Annotated in this window: 14 protein-coding genes; 5 read left to right on the top strand and 9 right to left on the bottom strand. The window is 35.9% G+C overall.

Features of this window, described 5'->3' with window-relative positions; all coding sequences use genetic code 11:
- The first annotated feature begins 311 nt into the window (after positions 1–311).
- Genes SLW70_RS02285 through SLW70_RS02300 form a run of 4 tightly spaced genes read left to right on the top strand, consistent with a single transcriptional unit; the run spans position 312 to position 7,031 of the window.
- Positions 312–2,258 carry a site-specific DNA-methyltransferase gene (locus SLW70_RS02285; RefSeq protein WP_320890333.1) on the top strand — a complete coding sequence of 649 codons (1,947 nt, stop codon included), beginning with the start codon at positions 312–314 and terminating at the stop codon, positions 2,256–2,258.
- A gap of 1 nt (position 2,259) precedes the next feature.
- Positions 2,260–3,375 (top strand): PDDEXK nuclease domain-containing protein, encoded by a 1,116-nt coding sequence (locus SLW70_RS02290; RefSeq protein WP_320890335.1) that lies wholly within the window; start codon positions 2,260–2,262, stop codon positions 3,373–3,375.
- Entirely contained in the window at positions 3,376–4,383 is a 1,008-nt protein-coding gene (locus tag SLW70_RS02295) for a PDDEXK nuclease domain-containing protein (RefSeq protein ID WP_320890337.1), read from the top strand. It begins immediately after the preceding gene.
- On the top strand, positions 4,380–7,031 hold the full coding sequence (locus SLW70_RS02300) for a DEAD/DEAH box helicase family protein (RefSeq protein WP_320890339.1): 2,652 nt from the start codon (positions 4,380–4,382) through the stop codon (positions 7,029–7,031). The genes SLW70_RS02295 and SLW70_RS02300 overlap by 4 nt, the downstream gene beginning before the upstream one ends.
- Before the next feature lie 164 nt (positions 7,032–7,195).
- Here the strand turns inward: SLW70_RS02300 and SLW70_RS02305 are convergent, their stop codons facing one another.
- From SLW70_RS02305 to SLW70_RS02335, 7 genes are all read right to left on the bottom strand, one after another.
- Entirely contained in the window at positions 7,196–9,490 is a 2,295-nt protein-coding gene (locus tag SLW70_RS02305) for an FdhF/YdeP family oxidoreductase (RefSeq protein WP_320890341.1), read from the bottom strand.
- Between the two features lie 128 nt (positions 9,491–9,618).
- Complete coding sequence (gene fdhD, locus SLW70_RS02310; protein WP_320890343.1) at positions 9,619–10,398, bottom strand: formate dehydrogenase accessory sulfurtransferase FdhD; 780 nt, start codon at positions 10,396–10,398, stop codon at positions 9,619–9,621.
- A gap of 111 nt (positions 10,399–10,509) precedes the next feature.
- Positions 10,510–11,466: a geranylgeranylglycerol-phosphate geranylgeranyltransferase gene (locus SLW70_RS02315; RefSeq protein WP_320890345.1), complete on the bottom strand. Its 957-nt coding sequence runs from the start codon at positions 11,464–11,466 to the stop codon at positions 10,510–10,512.
- A gap of 72 nt (positions 11,467–11,538) precedes the next feature.
- A complete protein-coding gene (locus tag SLW70_RS02320; protein WP_320890346.1) occupies positions 11,539–12,477 on the bottom strand; it encodes a mevalonate kinase in 939 nt (312 codons plus the stop codon).
- A 32-nt stretch (positions 12,478–12,509) separates the two neighbouring features.
- Positions 12,510–12,812 carry a type II toxin-antitoxin system RelE/ParE family toxin gene (locus tag SLW70_RS02325; protein ID WP_320890347.1) on the bottom strand — a complete coding sequence of 101 codons (303 nt, stop codon included), beginning with the start codon at positions 12,810–12,812 and terminating at the stop codon, positions 12,510–12,512.
- The gene (locus tag SLW70_RS02330) at positions 12,812–13,030 is read right to left on the bottom strand and encodes a hypothetical protein (RefSeq protein ID WP_320890348.1); all 219 of its coding nucleotides are present in this window, start codon (positions 13,028–13,030) and stop codon (positions 12,812–12,814) included. The genes SLW70_RS02325 and SLW70_RS02330 overlap by 1 nt, the downstream gene beginning before the upstream one ends.
- 32 nt (positions 13,031–13,062) lie before the next feature.
- Positions 13,063–14,166 (bottom strand): diphosphomevalonate decarboxylase, encoded by a 1,104-nt coding sequence (locus SLW70_RS02335; RefSeq protein ID WP_320890349.1) that lies wholly within the window; start codon positions 14,164–14,166, stop codon positions 13,063–13,065.
- A 214-nt stretch (positions 14,167–14,380) separates the two neighbouring features.
- On the opposite strand from SLW70_RS02335, the gene SLW70_RS02340 reads away from it, so the two are divergent.
- A complete protein-coding gene (locus SLW70_RS02340) occupies positions 14,381–14,857 on the top strand; it encodes a TspO/MBR family protein (RefSeq protein ID WP_320890351.1) in 477 nt (158 codons plus the stop codon).
- A gap of 117 nt (positions 14,858–14,974) precedes the next feature.
- On the opposite strand, the gene SLW70_RS02345 is transcribed toward SLW70_RS02340, so the two are convergent.
- Together SLW70_RS02345 and SLW70_RS02350 are read right to left on the bottom strand one after the other, a co-directional pair.
- Positions 14,975–16,183, bottom strand: a complete 1,209-nt coding sequence (locus SLW70_RS02345; RefSeq protein WP_320890353.1) for an NAD(P)/FAD-dependent oxidoreductase — start codon at positions 16,181–16,183, stop codon at positions 14,975–14,977.
- A gap of 81 nt (positions 16,184–16,264) precedes the next feature.
- Positions 16,265–16,942: a glycerophosphodiester phosphodiesterase gene (locus SLW70_RS02350; RefSeq protein WP_320890356.1), complete on the bottom strand. Its 678-nt coding sequence runs from the start codon at positions 16,940–16,942 to the stop codon at positions 16,265–16,267.
- Positions 16,943–16,944 lie beyond the last annotated feature (2 nt).

The raw sequence follows: 16,944 nt of genomic DNA on the forward strand, positions 1-16,944 counted from the left end.
TAAAGATTAATAATGAAGGAGTTACCTAATAATTCTTACCAAAATCATTTTTAAGGAGCTATTCCTGCCTTCCATTTCAAGCTTTTAGCACAAAAAGCTTTTTTTCTAGGTCATAAAAGGAGCTTCCTCTGGTCGCTCTTTTATGCCCAGAAAAAAATAGCTTTTGTTGCTGCAAGGCTTTCCATTTCAGTCAGGGCTAGGAATTCATTCTACCAAACAATTTATCTATTTTCAACGTAGCCTTTTGCTATTTTTATAGGATAAAATCGATACATTTGTGATTATAGACAAAAAACAAAGCAGCACACAATATGGACGGAAAAAGCCTAACGCCCGAGCAAGAAAAACTACAAGCCTTACAGCAAATCCTACCCGAAGCCTTTACCGAAGGCAAGATTGACTGGGAAAAACTAAAAGCAACCCTGGGCGAAAACATCAACTTTGCACACGAACGCTATGTGCTTAATTGGGCGGGTAAGAGCGAAGCCTTCAAAGTGTTGCAAACGCCCACTACCAAAACTCTTATACCTGCCAAAGACGAAAGTATTGACTTTGACACCACCCAAAATATTTTTATCGAAGGCGAAAACCTTGAAGTCCTCAAAGTATTGCAAAAAAGCTATTTTGGCAAAGTCAAAATGATATACATTGACCCGCCCTACAATACAGGAAATGACTCCTTTATTTATCCCGACAAATTCTCAGAAACCAAAGCGGAATACGAAAAACGTGTAGGCGACAAAGACGAAGACGGTTATATGACCAAGGACGGCATGTTCAAGAAAAACAGCAAAGAAAACGGACAATACCACTCCAACTGGCTCAATATGATGATGCCACGCCTCTACCTCGCCAAAAACCTGCTTAAACAAGACGGTGTTATTTTTGTTTCTATCGATGATAATGAAGTACACAACCTGCGTTTATTGATGAATGAGATTTTTGGGGAGGAGAATTTTGTGGCAAGTATAGTTTGGGAAAAAAGATATGGCAGAAGTAATGACGCTAAATTAATGTCAACAGTTACTGAACATTTATTGTTGTTTCGAAAAAACGAATATCTTAACGTTTTAAGAGAACCAAGAAGTGAAAAAACAAATGAAGATTACTCTAATCCTGACAATGACCCAAGAGGAAAATGGACGAGTGTTTCATTTGTAAGTCAAAGAACTAGAGACGAAAGGCAAAACTTAGGTTACGAAATTACCAATCCATATACTGGTAAAGTTTATAGCCATCCAACAAATTCATGGAAATATAATGAACAAAAATTCCTTGAAATGGTTGCAGATAATAGATTTTATTGGGGAAAAAAGAACGATCAAGATTTTCCTCGAATAAAAAGGTTCCTGGCTGAATTACCCGAAGGAATGGTCCCAATAAATCTGTGGAAACATAGTGAAACAGGAACAACAGATGAAGGAACTAAAGAAGTGCTTGAATTAATTGGTAAAAATATTTTTACATTTCCAAAACCTAAAAGACTCATTCAAAGAATGGTTCAAATGGCAACCGCAGAAGATGATATAATTCTTGATTTCTTTTCTGGTTCAGGTACAACAGGTCATGCAATTATGGATTTAAACAGAGAAACTTTAGGAAACAGAAAGTTTATTTGCGTTCAATTACCAGAATTGTGTGAAGAAAAGGGAGAGGCATATAAAGCTGGCTATAAAACAATTGCAGATGTTTCTAAATACCGTATTCGTAAAGCTAGTTTAAAATTACAAGAAGAAATTAAATTAGAAATAAAGAAAACGGAAGGAAAAATACAAAAACTGCAAGGCGAGTTACCCACAGAGGAAACCAAAACCGAAATAGAAACTCTAAAAACCAAAATCGAGCAATTAAAAAATCAAGATTTAGGATTCAAGGTTTTAAAGCTAGACGAAAGCAACTTCAAACAATGGCAACAACTAGAAGGCAAAGATGCACAAGCCCTCGAAGACCAAATGAAATTGTTCATCGACCCAGTGGCTGCTCACGCCACCACCGAGAATATGGCCTATGAGTTGTTGCTCAAAAGCGGCAAAGACCTCAATAGCACGCTCATAAAACAAGAAGGCTATTACACCGTCAATGATAAGGAACTGGTGTTACTATTAGAAAACGCAACCCAAGAAATCATTGATGCAGTAATCACTATAAAACCAAAAAAAGTAATTGCCCTAGACAAATTGTTCAAAGGCAACGACCAACTCAAGACCAATACCGTCTTGCAAATGCGTGATGCAGGTATCGAGTTTAAAACGATATAATATGAAAATGCAAAAGCAAGAGTATAGTAACTGGATAGTGGAGCTAAAATCGAAAGTTAGAAGCTCGCAAATAAAAGCAGCTCTAGCAGTAAACAGTGCATTAATCCATTTTTATTGGGAACTAGGCAATATGATAGCCGAAAAAGAAAATGTATGGGGAAGTAAACTGATAGAGCAGGTAGCCAAAGACTTGAAAGATGAGTTTCCTGAAATCAAAGGCTTGTCTCGAACCAATATTTTCAATTGCAAACAATTTTATAACTTTTATTATTTGCAAATAGTCCAACAAGCTGTTGGACTATTAAAAAACGAGACTGAAAAGACTCCAGTGGAATTAGTCCAACAAGCTGTCGAACAAATTCAAAATAAAGAAAACGAACAACTTACATTTGTGCAACAGCTTGTTGGACAAATACCGTGGGGACATAATATTTTTATATTTACCAAATCCAAAAATATAAACGAAGCCTTGTTTTATATCCAAAAAACGATTGAAAATAATTGGAGCAGAAACGTTTTAGACCTTCAAATAAAATCTGACTTATATAACAGACAAGGCAAATCTATTAATAACTTTAAAAACACCTTACCAGAACCCTTTTCTGATTTAGCAAATCAAACATTGAAAGACCCTTATATATTTGATTTTTTAACATTGAGCGAAGGTTTTAAAGAAAAAGATATTGAAAAACAATTGGTAACACATATATCAAAATTCTTGTTGGAGTTAGGCAAAGGTTTTGCGTTTATAGGACAACAATATCATTTAGAAATAGCTCAAAATGATTATTATATCGATTTGCTTTTTTACCATACCAAACTAAAATGTTATGTGGTTATAGAACTTAAAAACACCAAGTTTATGCCCGAGTATGCAGGCAAACTCAACTTTTATTTATCGGCAGTAGATAGTTTAATAAAAGACGAAAGCGATAATGCCACCATAGGGATTTTGCTTTGTAAGGATAAAAATAATATCGAAGCTGAATTTGCATTGAGAGATGTAAACAAGCCAATTGGCATAAGCGAAATCAATTTTACAGAAATAGTACCCGATAATCTAAAAAGCAGTTTGCCTACCATTGAAGAAATAGAAGCAGAATTCAAAACAATATAAATGAGCAAGGATATAAACAAAGCACTATTTACCAATCTTGCCCAAATTATTGAGCAAGGCAAACAGCAACTGGTATCACAAGTAAATAGTACCCTTACGATAACCTATTGGCATATTGGAAATGAAATAAATAAGCATATTCTAAACTATGAAAGGGCGGAATATGGTAAACAAATTGTAATACCAGTGGCTACACAATTAGTAGAAAAGTATGGTAGAAGTTTTGAAATAAAAAACCTCTATCGAATGATGCAATTTGCCGATATTTTTCCAGAAATCGAAATTGTCGCACCACTGGCACGACAATTAAGCTGGTCTCATTTTACAATACTTATTCCACTCAAAACAAAAGAGGCTAGAATGTATTATGCTCAAAAATCGATCGAACAAAGGTGGAGCAAAAGGGAGTTAAGAAACCAAATAGACCGAAAAGGGTACGAGCGAAATGAAATCGCTGCTTTGCAATCAAATACTAATTTTTCGATCCCCAAAGACACCTTCAAAGATCCTTATTTCCTTGACTTTTTAGGATTAAAAGACGGCTATTTAGAAAATGATTTAGAAGCCGCCATTATCAAAGAGTTAGAACTTTTTATTCTGGAAATGGGCAAAGGTTTTGCTTTTGTAGAACGCCAAAAACGCATTATTCTAGACGGAAAAGATTTTTATTTAGACTTGCTGTTTTATCATAGAACATTAAAACGATTGGTAGCTATTGAATTGAAATTGGGTGAATTCAAGCCCAGTCACAAAGGGCAAATGGAATTGTATTTAAAGTGGCTCAACAAATACGAAAAACAAGAAGGAGAAAACACCCCAATTGGTTTGATTTTGTGTGCAGGTAAAAGCAACGAACAAATAGAACTTTTAGAAATGCACAAAGACGGCATCATGGTAGCCGAATACTGGACTGCGCTACCGCCTAAAAAACAACTGGAAGAAAAATTACATTCGATTTTAATAGAAGCCAAAGCAAGAATCGAAAATCTAAAAAGCATCACCGAATGAAAATTAATTTTGAATCGAATTTAACGTATCAGCAAGACGCCATACAATCCATAACCCAACTGTTTGAAGGACAAGGGATGGAGGATTCTATTATGAACTTTGATTTTCAGGAAAAACAAACCTCCCTGATTCAAGGGGTAAGCAATAATCTTATTGTTTCAGCCGAACAAATATTAGCCAATCTTCAAGAAATACAAGCCAAAAACGAAATCAAAATCTCCGAAGCTCTAGATGGCATGCACTTTTCAGTAGAAATGGAAACAGGAACGGGAAAAACCTACGTTTATTTGCGTACCATTTATGAATTGAACAAACTGTATGGTTTCAAGAAATTTGTAATTGTAGTGCCATCGGTAGCCATTCGCGAAGGCGTTTTGAAAAATTTAGAAATCACACACGAGCATTTTCAAACCTTGTACGATAATGTGCCCGTAAGTTTTCAGGTATATGATAGCACCAAAGTTTCGACCCTTCGAGGTTTTGCAACCAACAATACCATCGAGGTTTTGGTTATTAATATTGATTCGTTTGCCAAAGACGAAAACATCATCAATAAAGTAAACGACAAACTCAACGGACAAAAACCCGTCGAATTTATTCAGGCTACAAACCCCATCGTAATTGTTGATGAACCCCAAAATATGGAAACCGAAAAGCGTATGGCCGCTATCGAAAAATTAAAAGCGCTGTGCACCCTGCGCTATTCTGCCACGCACAAAAACCAATACAACCTGACCTATAGTTTAAACCCTGTAAAAGCGTATGATTTAGGATTGGTAAAACAAATTGAAGTCGATTCCATCATCGAAGAAAATGCATATAATGATGCTTTTGTAACCGTAGAAACGATAACGGCTACCAAAACCAAAGTATCCGCAAAAATAAGCATCAACAGCAACGAAAAAGGAGGCGTAAAAAAGAAATCGGTAACCGTAAAAGTGGGCGATGATTTGTATAAACTCTCCAACGAAAGAGAAATATATGCCGATGGGTATATCGTGGACGAAATTGATGCTTCAAACCAATGTATTTCACTTTCAAACGGAAATATCCTTTACAAAGGCGACACCCAAGGCGGATTGAATGATGAAGTTATGAAATTTCAAATTCGAAAAACCGTTGAAGAGCATTTAAAAAAAGAAAAACGCCTGAATAAATTGGGCATCAAAGTATTGTCATTATTTTTTATTGACAAAGTGGCTAATTACCGTCAATACGATGCTGCGGGAATTGCCATAAAAGGAAAGTTTGCGTTGTGGTTTGAGGAAATATACCAAGAATATATAAGTAAACCAGCCTTTGCAGAAGGCAATAAATTTCCGATAGCCGAGATTCATAACGGTTATTTTTCGCAAGATAAAAAAGGAACTTTCAAAGACACCTCGGGTGAAACCAAAGCAGATGACGACACCTACAGTTTAATAATGAAAGACAAAGAGAAATTATTAAACTTAGACAATTCGCTACGGTTTATCTTTTCGCATTCCGCCCTACGTGAAGGTTGGGATAATCCGAATGTCTTCCAGATTTGTACGCTAAACGAAACCAAATCTGAGGTCAAAAAACGCCAAGAAATAGGAAGAGGATTGCGATTGGCAGTAGACCAAACAGGAAAAAGAATCTACGATCAAAACATCAACCGATTGACGGTAATTGCAAATGAATCCTATGATGATTTTGCCAAATCCTTGCAAAAAGAAATAGAAGAGGATTGTGGCGTAGCCTTTACCGGAAGAATAAAAAATAGCCGCAATAGAACTCCAATAAACTACCGAAAAGGTTTTGAAGCCGACCCAAAATTCTTGGAAATTTGGGACAAACTAAAAAAGAAAACCACCTATCGAGTGGACTATAAAACCGAGGAACTAATTGTTCTAGCTGCCAAAGCGATTAAAGATTTGCCCGAAATAAAAGCACCATCGATTCGTTCTACTAAAATAGGAATTACGATGACAGGCGAAGGAGTGGGTACTAATTATGTGGGCGAAAAAGTAGAATCTTATGGCGATTACTCCTGGAAAATTCCCGATGTTTTGGGTTATATCCAAAACAAAACCGAATTGACACGTTCGACTATTCAAGAAATTTTAAGTAAATCGGGAAGGATTGGCGCTATTTTAATTAATCCACAATTATTTTTGGATTTAGCATCTCAAGCTATCAAAAGGATTTTATACAGTTTGATGATTGACGGGATTCGATATGAAAAAATAGGTGGCTCCGAGTATGAAATGGCATTGTTTGAAGCGCAAGAATTAGAAATATATCTTAATGATTTTTCGTTTAAGGTATCTGACACATCAAAAACCATCTATGAGGAATTTGTGCCCTTGGATTCGGGGGTGGAAAGTCAATTTGCAAAAGATTGTGAAACGAGTGAAAATATAAAATTCTATTTTAAATTGCCTAATTGGTTTAAAATCCCAACACCCATAGGCACTTACAATCCCGATTGGGCTATTGTATTTGAAGACGACACCAAAATCTATTTTGTAGCAGAAACCAAAGACACTGGAACACCACAAGTTGACAAATCAAAACTAAGTGCTGACGAGCAAATGAAAATAAAATGTGGCGAAGCCCATTTTGATGAATTTACAGATTTAGAATACAAAGTAGTTAATAAAGTGGGGCAATTGATAGGTTGATTTTAAGCCCAATTCCTCGCCCCAGATAGTAGCGGTAGCCCCGACTGAAAAAAGCTATTTTTTACGGAAACAGCAGAGCCACCAGAGGAAGCTCCTGCTGTGACCTAGTAAAAAAAGCGTTTTGAAGGAGGGCTATAGCGAATAGCTGGAATAAGCGCATAACACTACTCCCTCTTATGCACCGTAATCACAACGGTCTTAGAAGTAGGCGTATTACTAATTCTAGCCTTGGATTGCAATGGCACCAAGACATTTGTCTCTGGAAAATAAGTCGCGGTACACTGCCTCGGAATGCTGTATGGAATCACCAAAAACTGTTCGGCGCGGCGTTCTTGCCCTTCAAAATGACTGACTAAATCGACCAAATCATGGTGTTTTAACCCTGCGGCATTCATGTCGTCTTGGTTCATGAAAACAACCCGTCTTTCGTTGAGAATGCCACGATAACGGTCGTCAAGACCATAAATAGTGGTATTGTATTGATCGTGTGTACGAATGGTCATCATCAAGTATTGGTCTTTTTGCAAAACAATATCCGAAAGTTGATTGATGGTGAAATTAGCCTTACCCGTATAAGTTTTGGTAAAATCGTTTTCACGGGCGTTGTTTGGTAAATAAAAACCTCCTGGAATACGAACGCGTTCGTTAAAATTATCAAAACCAGGAATTGTCGCTTCGATGGCGTCCCGAATTAAATCATAATTTCCCGTCATGGCTTCCCAGTTTACTTTGGAATCCTGTAAACTAGCTTTGGCAATACCGGCTACGATAGCAGTTTCACTTTTCAAAAATTCAGACAAAGGTTCCAAATGTCCCACCGATTTAGAAACCACGCCCATAGAATTTTCGACGGACACAAACTGTTCACCACTAGCTTGAATATCTTTTTCGGTTCGTCCTAAACAAGGTAAAATCAAAGCTTCCTTACCGTGAATCAAATGAGAACGGTTGATTTTAGTCGAAATATGTACGGTTAAATCACAGTTGCGCAAGGCCTCAGCAGTAACCTCAGTATCTGGTGTAGCAGAAATAAAATTCCCTCCCATTCCTAAGAAAAATGTAGCCTTTCCTTGATGCATGGCTTCAATCGCATCGACTACATCATAGCCGTGTGCTCGAGGTGATTTGAAATCAAAATGAGCATCCAGCGCATCCAAAAAGCCTTCGGATGGTTTTTCGTAAATCCCCATCGTTCTATCGCCTTGCACATTGGAATGTCCACGCACAGGACAGGTTCCTGCTCCTTGCTTGCCAATGCTTCCCATCAACAACAGTAAATTCACTACTTCCCGAATGTTATCGACACCGTTTTTATGTTGGGTTAATCCCATTGCCCAGCAGACAATTATTTTTTTATTGACAGCAATCATATCCGCTGCTGTTTCGATTTCAGCAATCGTTAATCCTGTTTGACTGACCAAATCGACAAGATCGTATCGCTCTAAATCAGTTATAAATGCTTCATAACCTAAGGTTTGTTTTTGAATAAACTCAGCGTCAAAAACCGTCCCAGGATGTAATTTTTCTTTTTGATGTAGCAAAATCAGAATCGCTTTCAAAAGAGCGACATCTCCGTTGATTTTGACTTGCAGGAATAAATCGGTCAAATCCATTCCGCTTCCCAACCATTTCAGCGGGTTTTGCGGATCGATAAAGTTTTTCAAACCCACTTCAGGCAACGGATTGACACTGATAATTTTTCCACCATGCTGTTTGGTTTCGCCCAAAGCGGTCAACATTCGAGGATGATTGGTTCCTGGATTTTGCCCCATGACAATTACCAAATCAGCATGTTTAAAATCATCCAAAGTCACTGAACCTTTCCCGATTCCTAAAGTCTCCACTAGTGCTGAACCACTGGATTCATGACACATATTGGAACAGTCTGGCAAATTATTGGTTCCGTATTGGCGTACAAACAATTGGTACAAATAAGCCGCTTCGTTACTCGTACGACCCGAGGTGTAAAAAATCGCTTCGTCAGGCGATTGCAATCCATTCAAGGTTTTTCCAATCTTTTGGAAAGCTTCGTCCCATTCAATCGGTTCATAATGCGTAGCGCCTTCCCGTAAATACATGGGCTGGGTTACACGTCCTTTTTTACCCAATTCATAATCCGATAATAATCCTAATTCATAAATGCTATGAGTCGCGAAAAACAAAGGCGAGACACGGTTTTTAGTAGCTTCTTCGGCCACAGCTTTGGCACCATTTTCACAATACTCAGCCAAGAAAGAACGCTTTTCATCTGGATCTGGCCACGCACATCCGGGGCAATCAAAACCCTCTTTTTGGTTTAGTTTTGCCAATAAAACGATGCTTTTCATAATCCCAACCTCATCTTTCATATGCGTCAAAGCCGACTTGACTGCTTTGAATCCTACGGCAGAATGCGGAATATCCGTTTCTTTAATTCCAGTGAATTTTTCAGGTGGTTGTGCGATTGTTTTTTTAGTCATGATTATTTACTATTTTTTTTTAGTCTGTGCGATAAAAGTTAGCCACGAATTCACGAATTATTTCGTTTATTGCTAAATTTCAATTCGTGAATTCGTGGCAGAACACAATAAAACTATCCTTAAATGCTTTAATTATTTGAATAAATCGTTGCTTTGTTATCTCTCGAAAAACCTATCAGACAAATTCCGAATTCCTTGGCATAATCTACCGCCAAGGACGAACAAGCCGAAACCGCTACGATGGTACTGATTTTGGCAAAAAAAGCTTTGGTGATAATCTCATAGGAAACCCTACCGCTGACTAGCATAAAAGCCGCTGATTTGAGTTGATTCGTTTGTATCAATTTCCCAATACATTTATCCACGGCATTGTGACGCCCTATGTCTTCTTTCAAAGTCAAAAAAGCATAGTTTTCATCAAAAATAACGGCTGCATGTGAACCTCCAGTCAAACTAAAAACTTGTTGATGTTCGCTCATTATAGCAAACATTTCAGGTAATTTATCCAGATTGATTTGAGGTTGGTTTTTTAATTTGGTTTTAGGAATTTCGAAATCGTCCAATTGTTGCTTGCCACATATTCCACAAGAAGAAACAGATAATAAGGAGCGCTTATTCATATAGCCATTACCCAACAGCTTTTCAGGAATGGTCACTTCAATTTTGGTAAAGGCATTTGGAGTATCGGATACGACTTCCATTTTAAGATTCACTTCCGAACGATAAATATCTTCGGCATGGAGTAAGCCTCGTATCAGTTCGAAATCATTTCCCGGTGTACGCATCACCACTGTAAACGAACTTTGGTTGATACTAATTTCCAAAGGCGCTTCGACTACCAAAAAATCATTGATTTTTTCAGTAGCACAATCCCTCTTTTTGATTCCTTCGTAAAGAAGTGTCTGCATTTCATTCCTTTCCATATAGTAAAAGTAGAAAAAAAGAAAACCAATGCATTTAACTATCTGATTAAATCAATAACTGATTATATCAATTTTAATCTTATGATGCTGAAATCGCTAAACATTCATCAACCAACGCTTACCATTCCATAAAACAGAAGGATCAATCAAGACAATGCAAAAAACGCCTGAAACAATCAAAAACTTAAGTAAATTGTGCAATAGTAAGTAATGTTCTTTAGAGTTTGATTTCCACAAATAACTCAAAAAGAAGATTAAACCTATCAAGGCCACATAGAAATAAATATCCATAAACCCCACATCATAAACATCAATAAGGATATAAACCGGAAATATGGTCAAGATTGTCAAAACTGTTATGATTTGCTTAGAAACATTTTCTCCAAAACGAACAGGAATTGTTTGATATTCACTAACCAAATCCCCTTTGATATTTTCTAAATCCTTAATCATTTCGCGAATTAAGATGAGTAACGATAAAAAAGCAGCATGCGCAAAAATGACTGCAAAATGAGATTTATTATTAATAATCTCCTCAAATGTCAAACTGTAATAATAATGTAATGTAATCGCAAAAAACGGAATTACCGCCATTAAAGTGGCTGTTAAATTCCCAATCACAGTATACTTTTTAATCTTATGTGAATAAAACCAAATCAGGAATATATAAGCCGAAAAAAACAAAAAAACTTTAAAAGAAACCAACAGTGCTAGTAAAGCTGCAATAAAGTTCAATACAAAATAGACTTTCAACTTGGTGGCCTGACTCACTAATCGATCTAACATCGATTTATTAGGACGATTGATTAAATCCTTTTGACTGTCATAAAAATTATTGATGATATAACCCGAAGCTATCGTAATCGCCGAAGCAAAAACTAATAAAAACAAATCGACATCTAACAAAACAGACAAGGCTCCTTTATCTGGTGCTAAAATAAAAACAGCTGAAAGATATTGTGCCAAAATTATAATCGGAATATTATATCCTCTAATGACAGAGAATAAACTCACGATTTTCTTTAATAATAGCCTTTGTTTTCTATTTAGCATTGTAAAAAAGGAAAACGTTTATACTCTAATGAATACAAACGTTATTTTGAAATTTATAGTTGAAAAACGAAATTAAAACTGATAGACTACTTCTAGTTTGTAATCTTTCAAAGAAGCTTTGGCTCTTTCTAAATCCTCAGTAAATCCAAGAATGTAACCTCCACCACCTGAACCACACAATTTTAAATAATAATCATTGGTATCAATTCCTTGTTGCCAAAGTGCGTGAAACTGTTCTGGAATCATTGGTTTAAAATGATTCAAAACTACTTTAGAAAGTTTTTTAGTATTGGTAAACAACGATTTTATATCACCTCCTAAAAAGTCATCTACACAAGCATCGGTATATTTTACAAATTGGTTTTTAAGCATGGCTCGAAACCCTTTATCTTTTAAGTTTTCCATGAAGATATTAACCATAGGTGCTGTTTCACCTACAATTCCTGAGTCTAATAAAAAGACAGCGCCTTTGCCATCAAAACTTTGGTTTGGGATTCCAGTCGCTTCAATATTATCTTTTGAATTAATCAAAATCGGAATACTCAAATAACTATTTAAAGGGTCTAAACCTGAACTTTTCCCATGGAAAAAACTTTCCATTTGAGAAAAAATAGTTTTTAGTTGTAATAATTTTTCACGGGTTAAATTCTCTAAAACCGTGATTTTATCTTGCGCATATTTATCATAAATAGCCGCTACCAAAGCACCACTACTCCCTACTCCATACCCCTGTGGAATACTTGAATCAAAATACATTCCTGTAGCCACATCGCTTTTTAAGGCTTCTAAATTAAAAATAACTAAATCTGGTTGTTCAAGATGTAGTTTTTCAAGGTAGTCTGCAAATCGTTTCAAACTTTCATTTGATGCGATTGCTTCAGCAGAAGGATTTTCATTTCTTTTCAAAGCTCCGTTGTAAAAATTATACGGAATCGAAAGCCCTTTAGAGTCACGAATAATTCCGTATTCTCCAAAGAGTAATATTTTTGAGTAAAACAAAGGTCCTTTCATATAATTTTAAATTAGCAATTTGGGGTTGATAATTATTTTATTTTGTCAATCTTATTTGGGTCTTGTCTGGTGTCGAAAAGAGACAAAACCTTAATTTGCTTTAAATTGTATCTATAATATATAGTTGTTTGTTTTGAAACAACACATCTATATTGATTTTTGTTTACATGAGATTTTGGGAAAATTTCTGGTTCATTTTGAATTATAGAAATTGACTCGTCTAATTTTGCAATGAATTTATCTCTAATTTTCACAGACCATTTGAACTCCAAATAATCCAATAAATCAATTAACCTTTTTTCAGCATTTTTTGAAAAGACAACTTCTCTTTTCATTACCTGTATTTTTTCATCATATCTTCATACAGGACAAACTCACCTCGATCTATTTGTCTATCTCCTTCTTCAATTTCGAATTTTTGATTTTCCGTCAATTCATCCCAGAAATCTTTCTTTTCTTTTTTAAAAATGGATTTGATAGACGCAATAATTGACTCGTCATTGGTTTCTGCCAATAATTTCATCAATTCTTTTTTTTCTAATTCAATATTCATAATCTTATCCTTAAAGCATAAAGATACAAAAATTACAATAGCATTGCACCAATTCCAATTTGGTCACAAATGTACTGACCATTTTGACAATAGCCAACTAATTCGTCCTGAATAAATTGCAATACTTTTTCTTTAACCGCATAAGGATACAAAACATGCACATTTGAACCTGCATCTAATGTAAAACAAACTGGAATCTGCGTCTCCGAACGGAATTTCCAGATGGCATTGATAATTTGCAAGGTATTCGGCTTCATCAAAATGAAATAAGGCATCGAAGTCATCATCATAGCATGTAAAGTCAGCGCTTCGCTTTCGACTACTTTTATAAATTCGTCTACATTTCCGTTTTCAAAAATGACTTTTAACTTATCTAAATTTTCATGTGCCTGCGCAAAACGTTGTTCTGCAAAAGGATGACCGTGCATTAAATCATGTCCTAACGTACTTGACACTTGCTTTTCGCCTTTGTCAACTAACAAAATCGTATCTTGAAAATCCTTGAAATTATCGTGAATGACATGCGGATATTCTACTCCATACAAATCAGTACTTCCTGTAATATTGGCTTGATGCCCCCAAACTACTACTTCTCCTTTTACACTTCGGCAAGCGCTACCTGAACCCAATCGCGCTAAAAAAGACGCTTTTTGATAAAAATAATCCTCGGTCATCTCAGGACGTAAGGCTTTTTCCAAACTCATCAAATTCATCGCCAAAGCTGCCATTCCTGATGCCGAAGAAGCTATCCCTGAACTATGCGGAAAGGTATTTTGTGTATCAATCGTAAAATGATATTCTTTCAAAAACGGCAAATAGACTTCTATTCGCTCAAAAAACTTTTGAATTTTGGGTTTAAAATCTTCTTTTGGTTTTCCTTCGAACAATAGATCAAAAGAGAAACCAGAATCTGTCACATTGAGCGCAGTCGAAATGTCTTTTTTAGCAAAAGCCAACTTAGTAATCGTTTTACAATTATTCAAAGTAAAACTTACCGATGGATTGGCAGGAATTTGTTGTCCTTTCTTACCCCAATATTTTACTAAAGCAATATTACTAGGAGCGCTCCATTGGAATTGACCAGTTTCAATTGAATTCAAATAAGTTGAAGGTATAAAATCGTTGATTGAAAACATCTAAATATTATTTTGGGCAAAGATACTTTTTTTAGGGAAATCGTAAGACAAACTACAACGTTTTAAACAAAGCCACGAATTCACGAATTTAATAAATAACTAAGCCCTTTTATTCGTGAATTCGTGGCGAAATAAAATCATCATGTTTATATTCAGTATAGAATTATCGATAGAAAGTTTTTAAGTACATTTGAATTCTCAAATTTATTGTATCATGAATAAGATTACCAAAATCCTTTGTATTGTAGTGACCTGCCTAGCGATAGGATATTTTTCGGGTATGGTTACCCGTTCTAGCATCGAAACTTGGTATCCTACACTTATAAAACCGAGTTTCAACCCACCCAATTGGATTTTCGCACCGGTTTGGAGCATGTTGTATATTATGATGGGAATTGCAGCGGGATTGGTTTGGGATCGCATGGATTTTGAAAAAGAAAAAACAACTAAAGCACTTACGGTTTTTGCCATACAACTCGCTTTAAATGCACTTTGGTCTTATTTATTCTTTGGATTAATGAATCCCATGTTAGCTGGAATCGAAATTATTTTACTTTGGCTTTTTGTATATGAAACGTATATCCAATTTTCCAAAATCAACAAATTATCAGGCTACTTATTCCTTCCTTATCTGGCTTGGGTGAGTTTTGCAATGGTTCTGAATTGGAATATTTGGTGGCTTAACAGATAGTCATCAGTGATCAGATTTTTAGTGAACAGACTCAAAAATAGTGCTCAGTCAATAAATATGACAGTAGCATAACGCCCAGACTGATTACTAAAAAAAACGGAACACGGAACACTAATATTAAATTGCATTGGCCACAATAAACCCAGCCGTCCAAGCATTTTGGAAATTAAAACCTCCTGTAATCGCATCGATATTTACAATTTCACCAGCAAAATAAAGATTCTCATGTAGCTTGCTTTCCATGGTTTTGAAGTTGATTTCTTTTAAATCTATTCCTCCCGCGGTTACAAATTCTTCTTTAAAAGTACTTTTCCCATTGACTTGAAAAGTTCCTTTGGTCAATTGGCTTGCTAAGGCTTGCAATTGAGCCTTAGATAAATCAGCCCACTTGGTTTCTGCCTGAATTCCTGATGCCAATACTAAGCTTTCCCACAAACGATTGGTTAGGTCAAATGGCGATTTTTTAGACACCATTTTCTTAGCTTGGTCTTGTTTTAGTTTTTTCAATTGCTGTTCGGCCTCATCGGTATCGGTATCATTTAACCAATTGACATAGATAACAAACTGATAATTTTTATCGTGTAAAATGCGTGCTCCCCAAGCGGATAATTTCAAAATAGCGGGACCACTCATTCCCCAATGGGTAATTAACAAAGGCCCTGTTGAAGTTAATTTAGTATCCTTAACTGTAACGGTTGCTTGAGTGGCTACGCCTGGTAATTCTTTGATTCGGCTGTCTTTGATATTAAAAGTAAACAAAGACGGCACTGGATTCACGATGGCATGCCCATAAGTTTGTAGCATTTCCCAGATTTTAGGATTGCTACCTGTGGCTAAGATTAATTTTGGGGCAATATAATTTTCATTTTGAGTATCTACTTTCCAAAAATTTTCTTTTTTGTAAATAGATTGTACACTTTGCCCTGTAAGCACGGTTATGCCTAGTTTTTGTGTAGCATCCATAAAACAATCAATGATAGTTTGAGAAGAATCGGTAACAGGGAACATACGACCGTCATCCTCAATTTTGAGTTCTACGCCGTGTTTTTCAAACCATTCGATAGTATCTCCCGAGCAAAACTGATGAAAAGGTCCTCGCAATTCTTTTTCGCCACGAGGATAAAACTTCACTAATTCATTAGGTTCAAAACAAGCGTGCGTTACATTGCAACGTCCACCGCCAGAAACACGAACTTTAGATAGGACTTCCTTACCACGTTCAAGAATTGCAATTTTAGTTTTTGGGTTTTTCTCTGCAATATTGATTGCTGTAAAAAATCCTGCTGCACCACCACCGACTATAAGAATATCAAAATTATGAATCATTTTTTTAAGCTTTACCACAAAGTGGTGCAAAGGTAGCATAAAGAAACACTAAGTTTTAATAATCTCTATGGCTTTATTTACCTATAATCTATCTGGAAAATCAGTTATGATTCCATCAACTCCAAAACTTTTTATTTTTCGAATATCTTCGATTTCATTGACCGTCCATGCACAAACTTGAAAACCTTCTTCTTGAATTTTAGCAGTTTTTCTTTTGGTTAACAAATGAAAATAGGGATTTACCGCCTTAGCCTGAATATAGAGCGCAAAACTCAAGGCTAGATTCAAATCAGTTTCGGTTAGTACTCCAATCGCGATATTTGGATTCAAATGCACTACTTTTTGCAAAGCATTCCAATCAAAACTAGAAACTATAAAATGATCGTACGTCCAATTTTTTTCCGAAATATAGTACTCAATTAAGTCAACCACTTTTTCCGCCGACTCGTAACTTTTTAATTCAACATTGACTTCACATTTACGGTCAATCAGGTCTAAAACCTCTGCTAGTGTTGGAATACAATGTACTTTATCTATGCATAAACGCTTTAGTTTGGGCAATGTAAGTTGGTTCACAAATCCTTTACCGTTAGTCGTTCTATCAACGGTTTCATCATGAATTACCATTAACACACCATCTAAACTTAAATGGACATCCAACTCTATTCGATCAACATGCAAGTCAATCGCTTTTTGAAAACCAATTAAAGTATTCTCTGGTTCAAGACCTTTCGCCCCTCGATGCCCTATTTTTAGCATAA

Source organism: Flavobacterium sp. NG2 (assembly GCF_034119845.1).
Classification (GTDB): Bacteria; Bacteroidota; Bacteroidia; order Flavobacteriales; family Flavobacteriaceae; genus Flavobacterium.

Excerpts from the sequence above, each read along its gene's own strand:
- SLW70_RS02285 (WP_320890333.1), top strand. The coding sequence starts at position 312 with ATGGACGGAAAAAGCCTAACGCCCGAGCAAGAAAAACTACAAGCCTTA.
- SLW70_RS02290 (WP_320890335.1), top strand. The coding sequence starts at position 2,260 with ATGAAAATGCAAAAGCAAGAGTATAGTAACTGGATAGTGGAGCTAAAA.
- SLW70_RS02295 (WP_320890337.1), top strand. The coding sequence starts at position 3,376 with ATGAGCAAGGATATAAACAAAGCACTATTTACCAATCTTGCCCAAATT.
- SLW70_RS02300 (WP_320890339.1), top strand. The coding sequence starts at position 4,380 with ATGAAAATTAATTTTGAATCGAATTTAACGTATCAGCAAGACGCCATA.
- SLW70_RS02305 (WP_320890341.1), bottom strand. The coding sequence starts at position 9,490 with ATGACTAAAAAAACAATCGCACAACCACCTGAAAAATTCACTGGAATT.
- fdhD (WP_320890343.1), bottom strand. The coding sequence starts at position 10,398 with ATGCAGACACTTCTTTACGAAGGAATCAAAAAGAGGGATTGTGCTACT.
- SLW70_RS02315 (WP_320890345.1), bottom strand. The coding sequence starts at position 11,466 with ATGCTAAATAGAAAACAAAGGCTATTATTAAAGAAAATCGTGAGTTTA.
- SLW70_RS02320 (WP_320890346.1), bottom strand. The coding sequence starts at position 12,477 with ATGAAAGGACCTTTGTTTTACTCAAAAATATTACTCTTTGGAGAATAC.
- SLW70_RS02325 (WP_320890347.1), bottom strand. The coding sequence starts at position 12,812 with ATGAAAAGAGAAGTTGTCTTTTCAAAAAATGCTGAAAAAAGGTTAATT.
- SLW70_RS02330 (WP_320890348.1), bottom strand. The coding sequence starts at position 13,030 with ATGAATATTGAATTAGAAAAAAAAGAATTGATGAAATTATTGGCAGAA.
- SLW70_RS02335 (WP_320890349.1), bottom strand. The coding sequence starts at position 14,166 with ATGTTTTCAATCAACGATTTTATACCTTCAACTTATTTGAATTCAATT.
- SLW70_RS02340 (WP_320890351.1), top strand. The coding sequence starts at position 14,381 with ATGAATAAGATTACCAAAATCCTTTGTATTGTAGTGACCTGCCTAGCG.
- SLW70_RS02345 (WP_320890353.1), bottom strand. The coding sequence starts at position 16,183 with ATGATTCATAATTTTGATATTCTTATAGTCGGTGGTGGTGCAGCAGGA.
- SLW70_RS02350 (WP_320890356.1), bottom strand. The coding sequence starts at position 16,942 with ATGCTAAAAATAGGGCATCGAGGGGCGAAAGGTCTTGAACCAGAGAAT.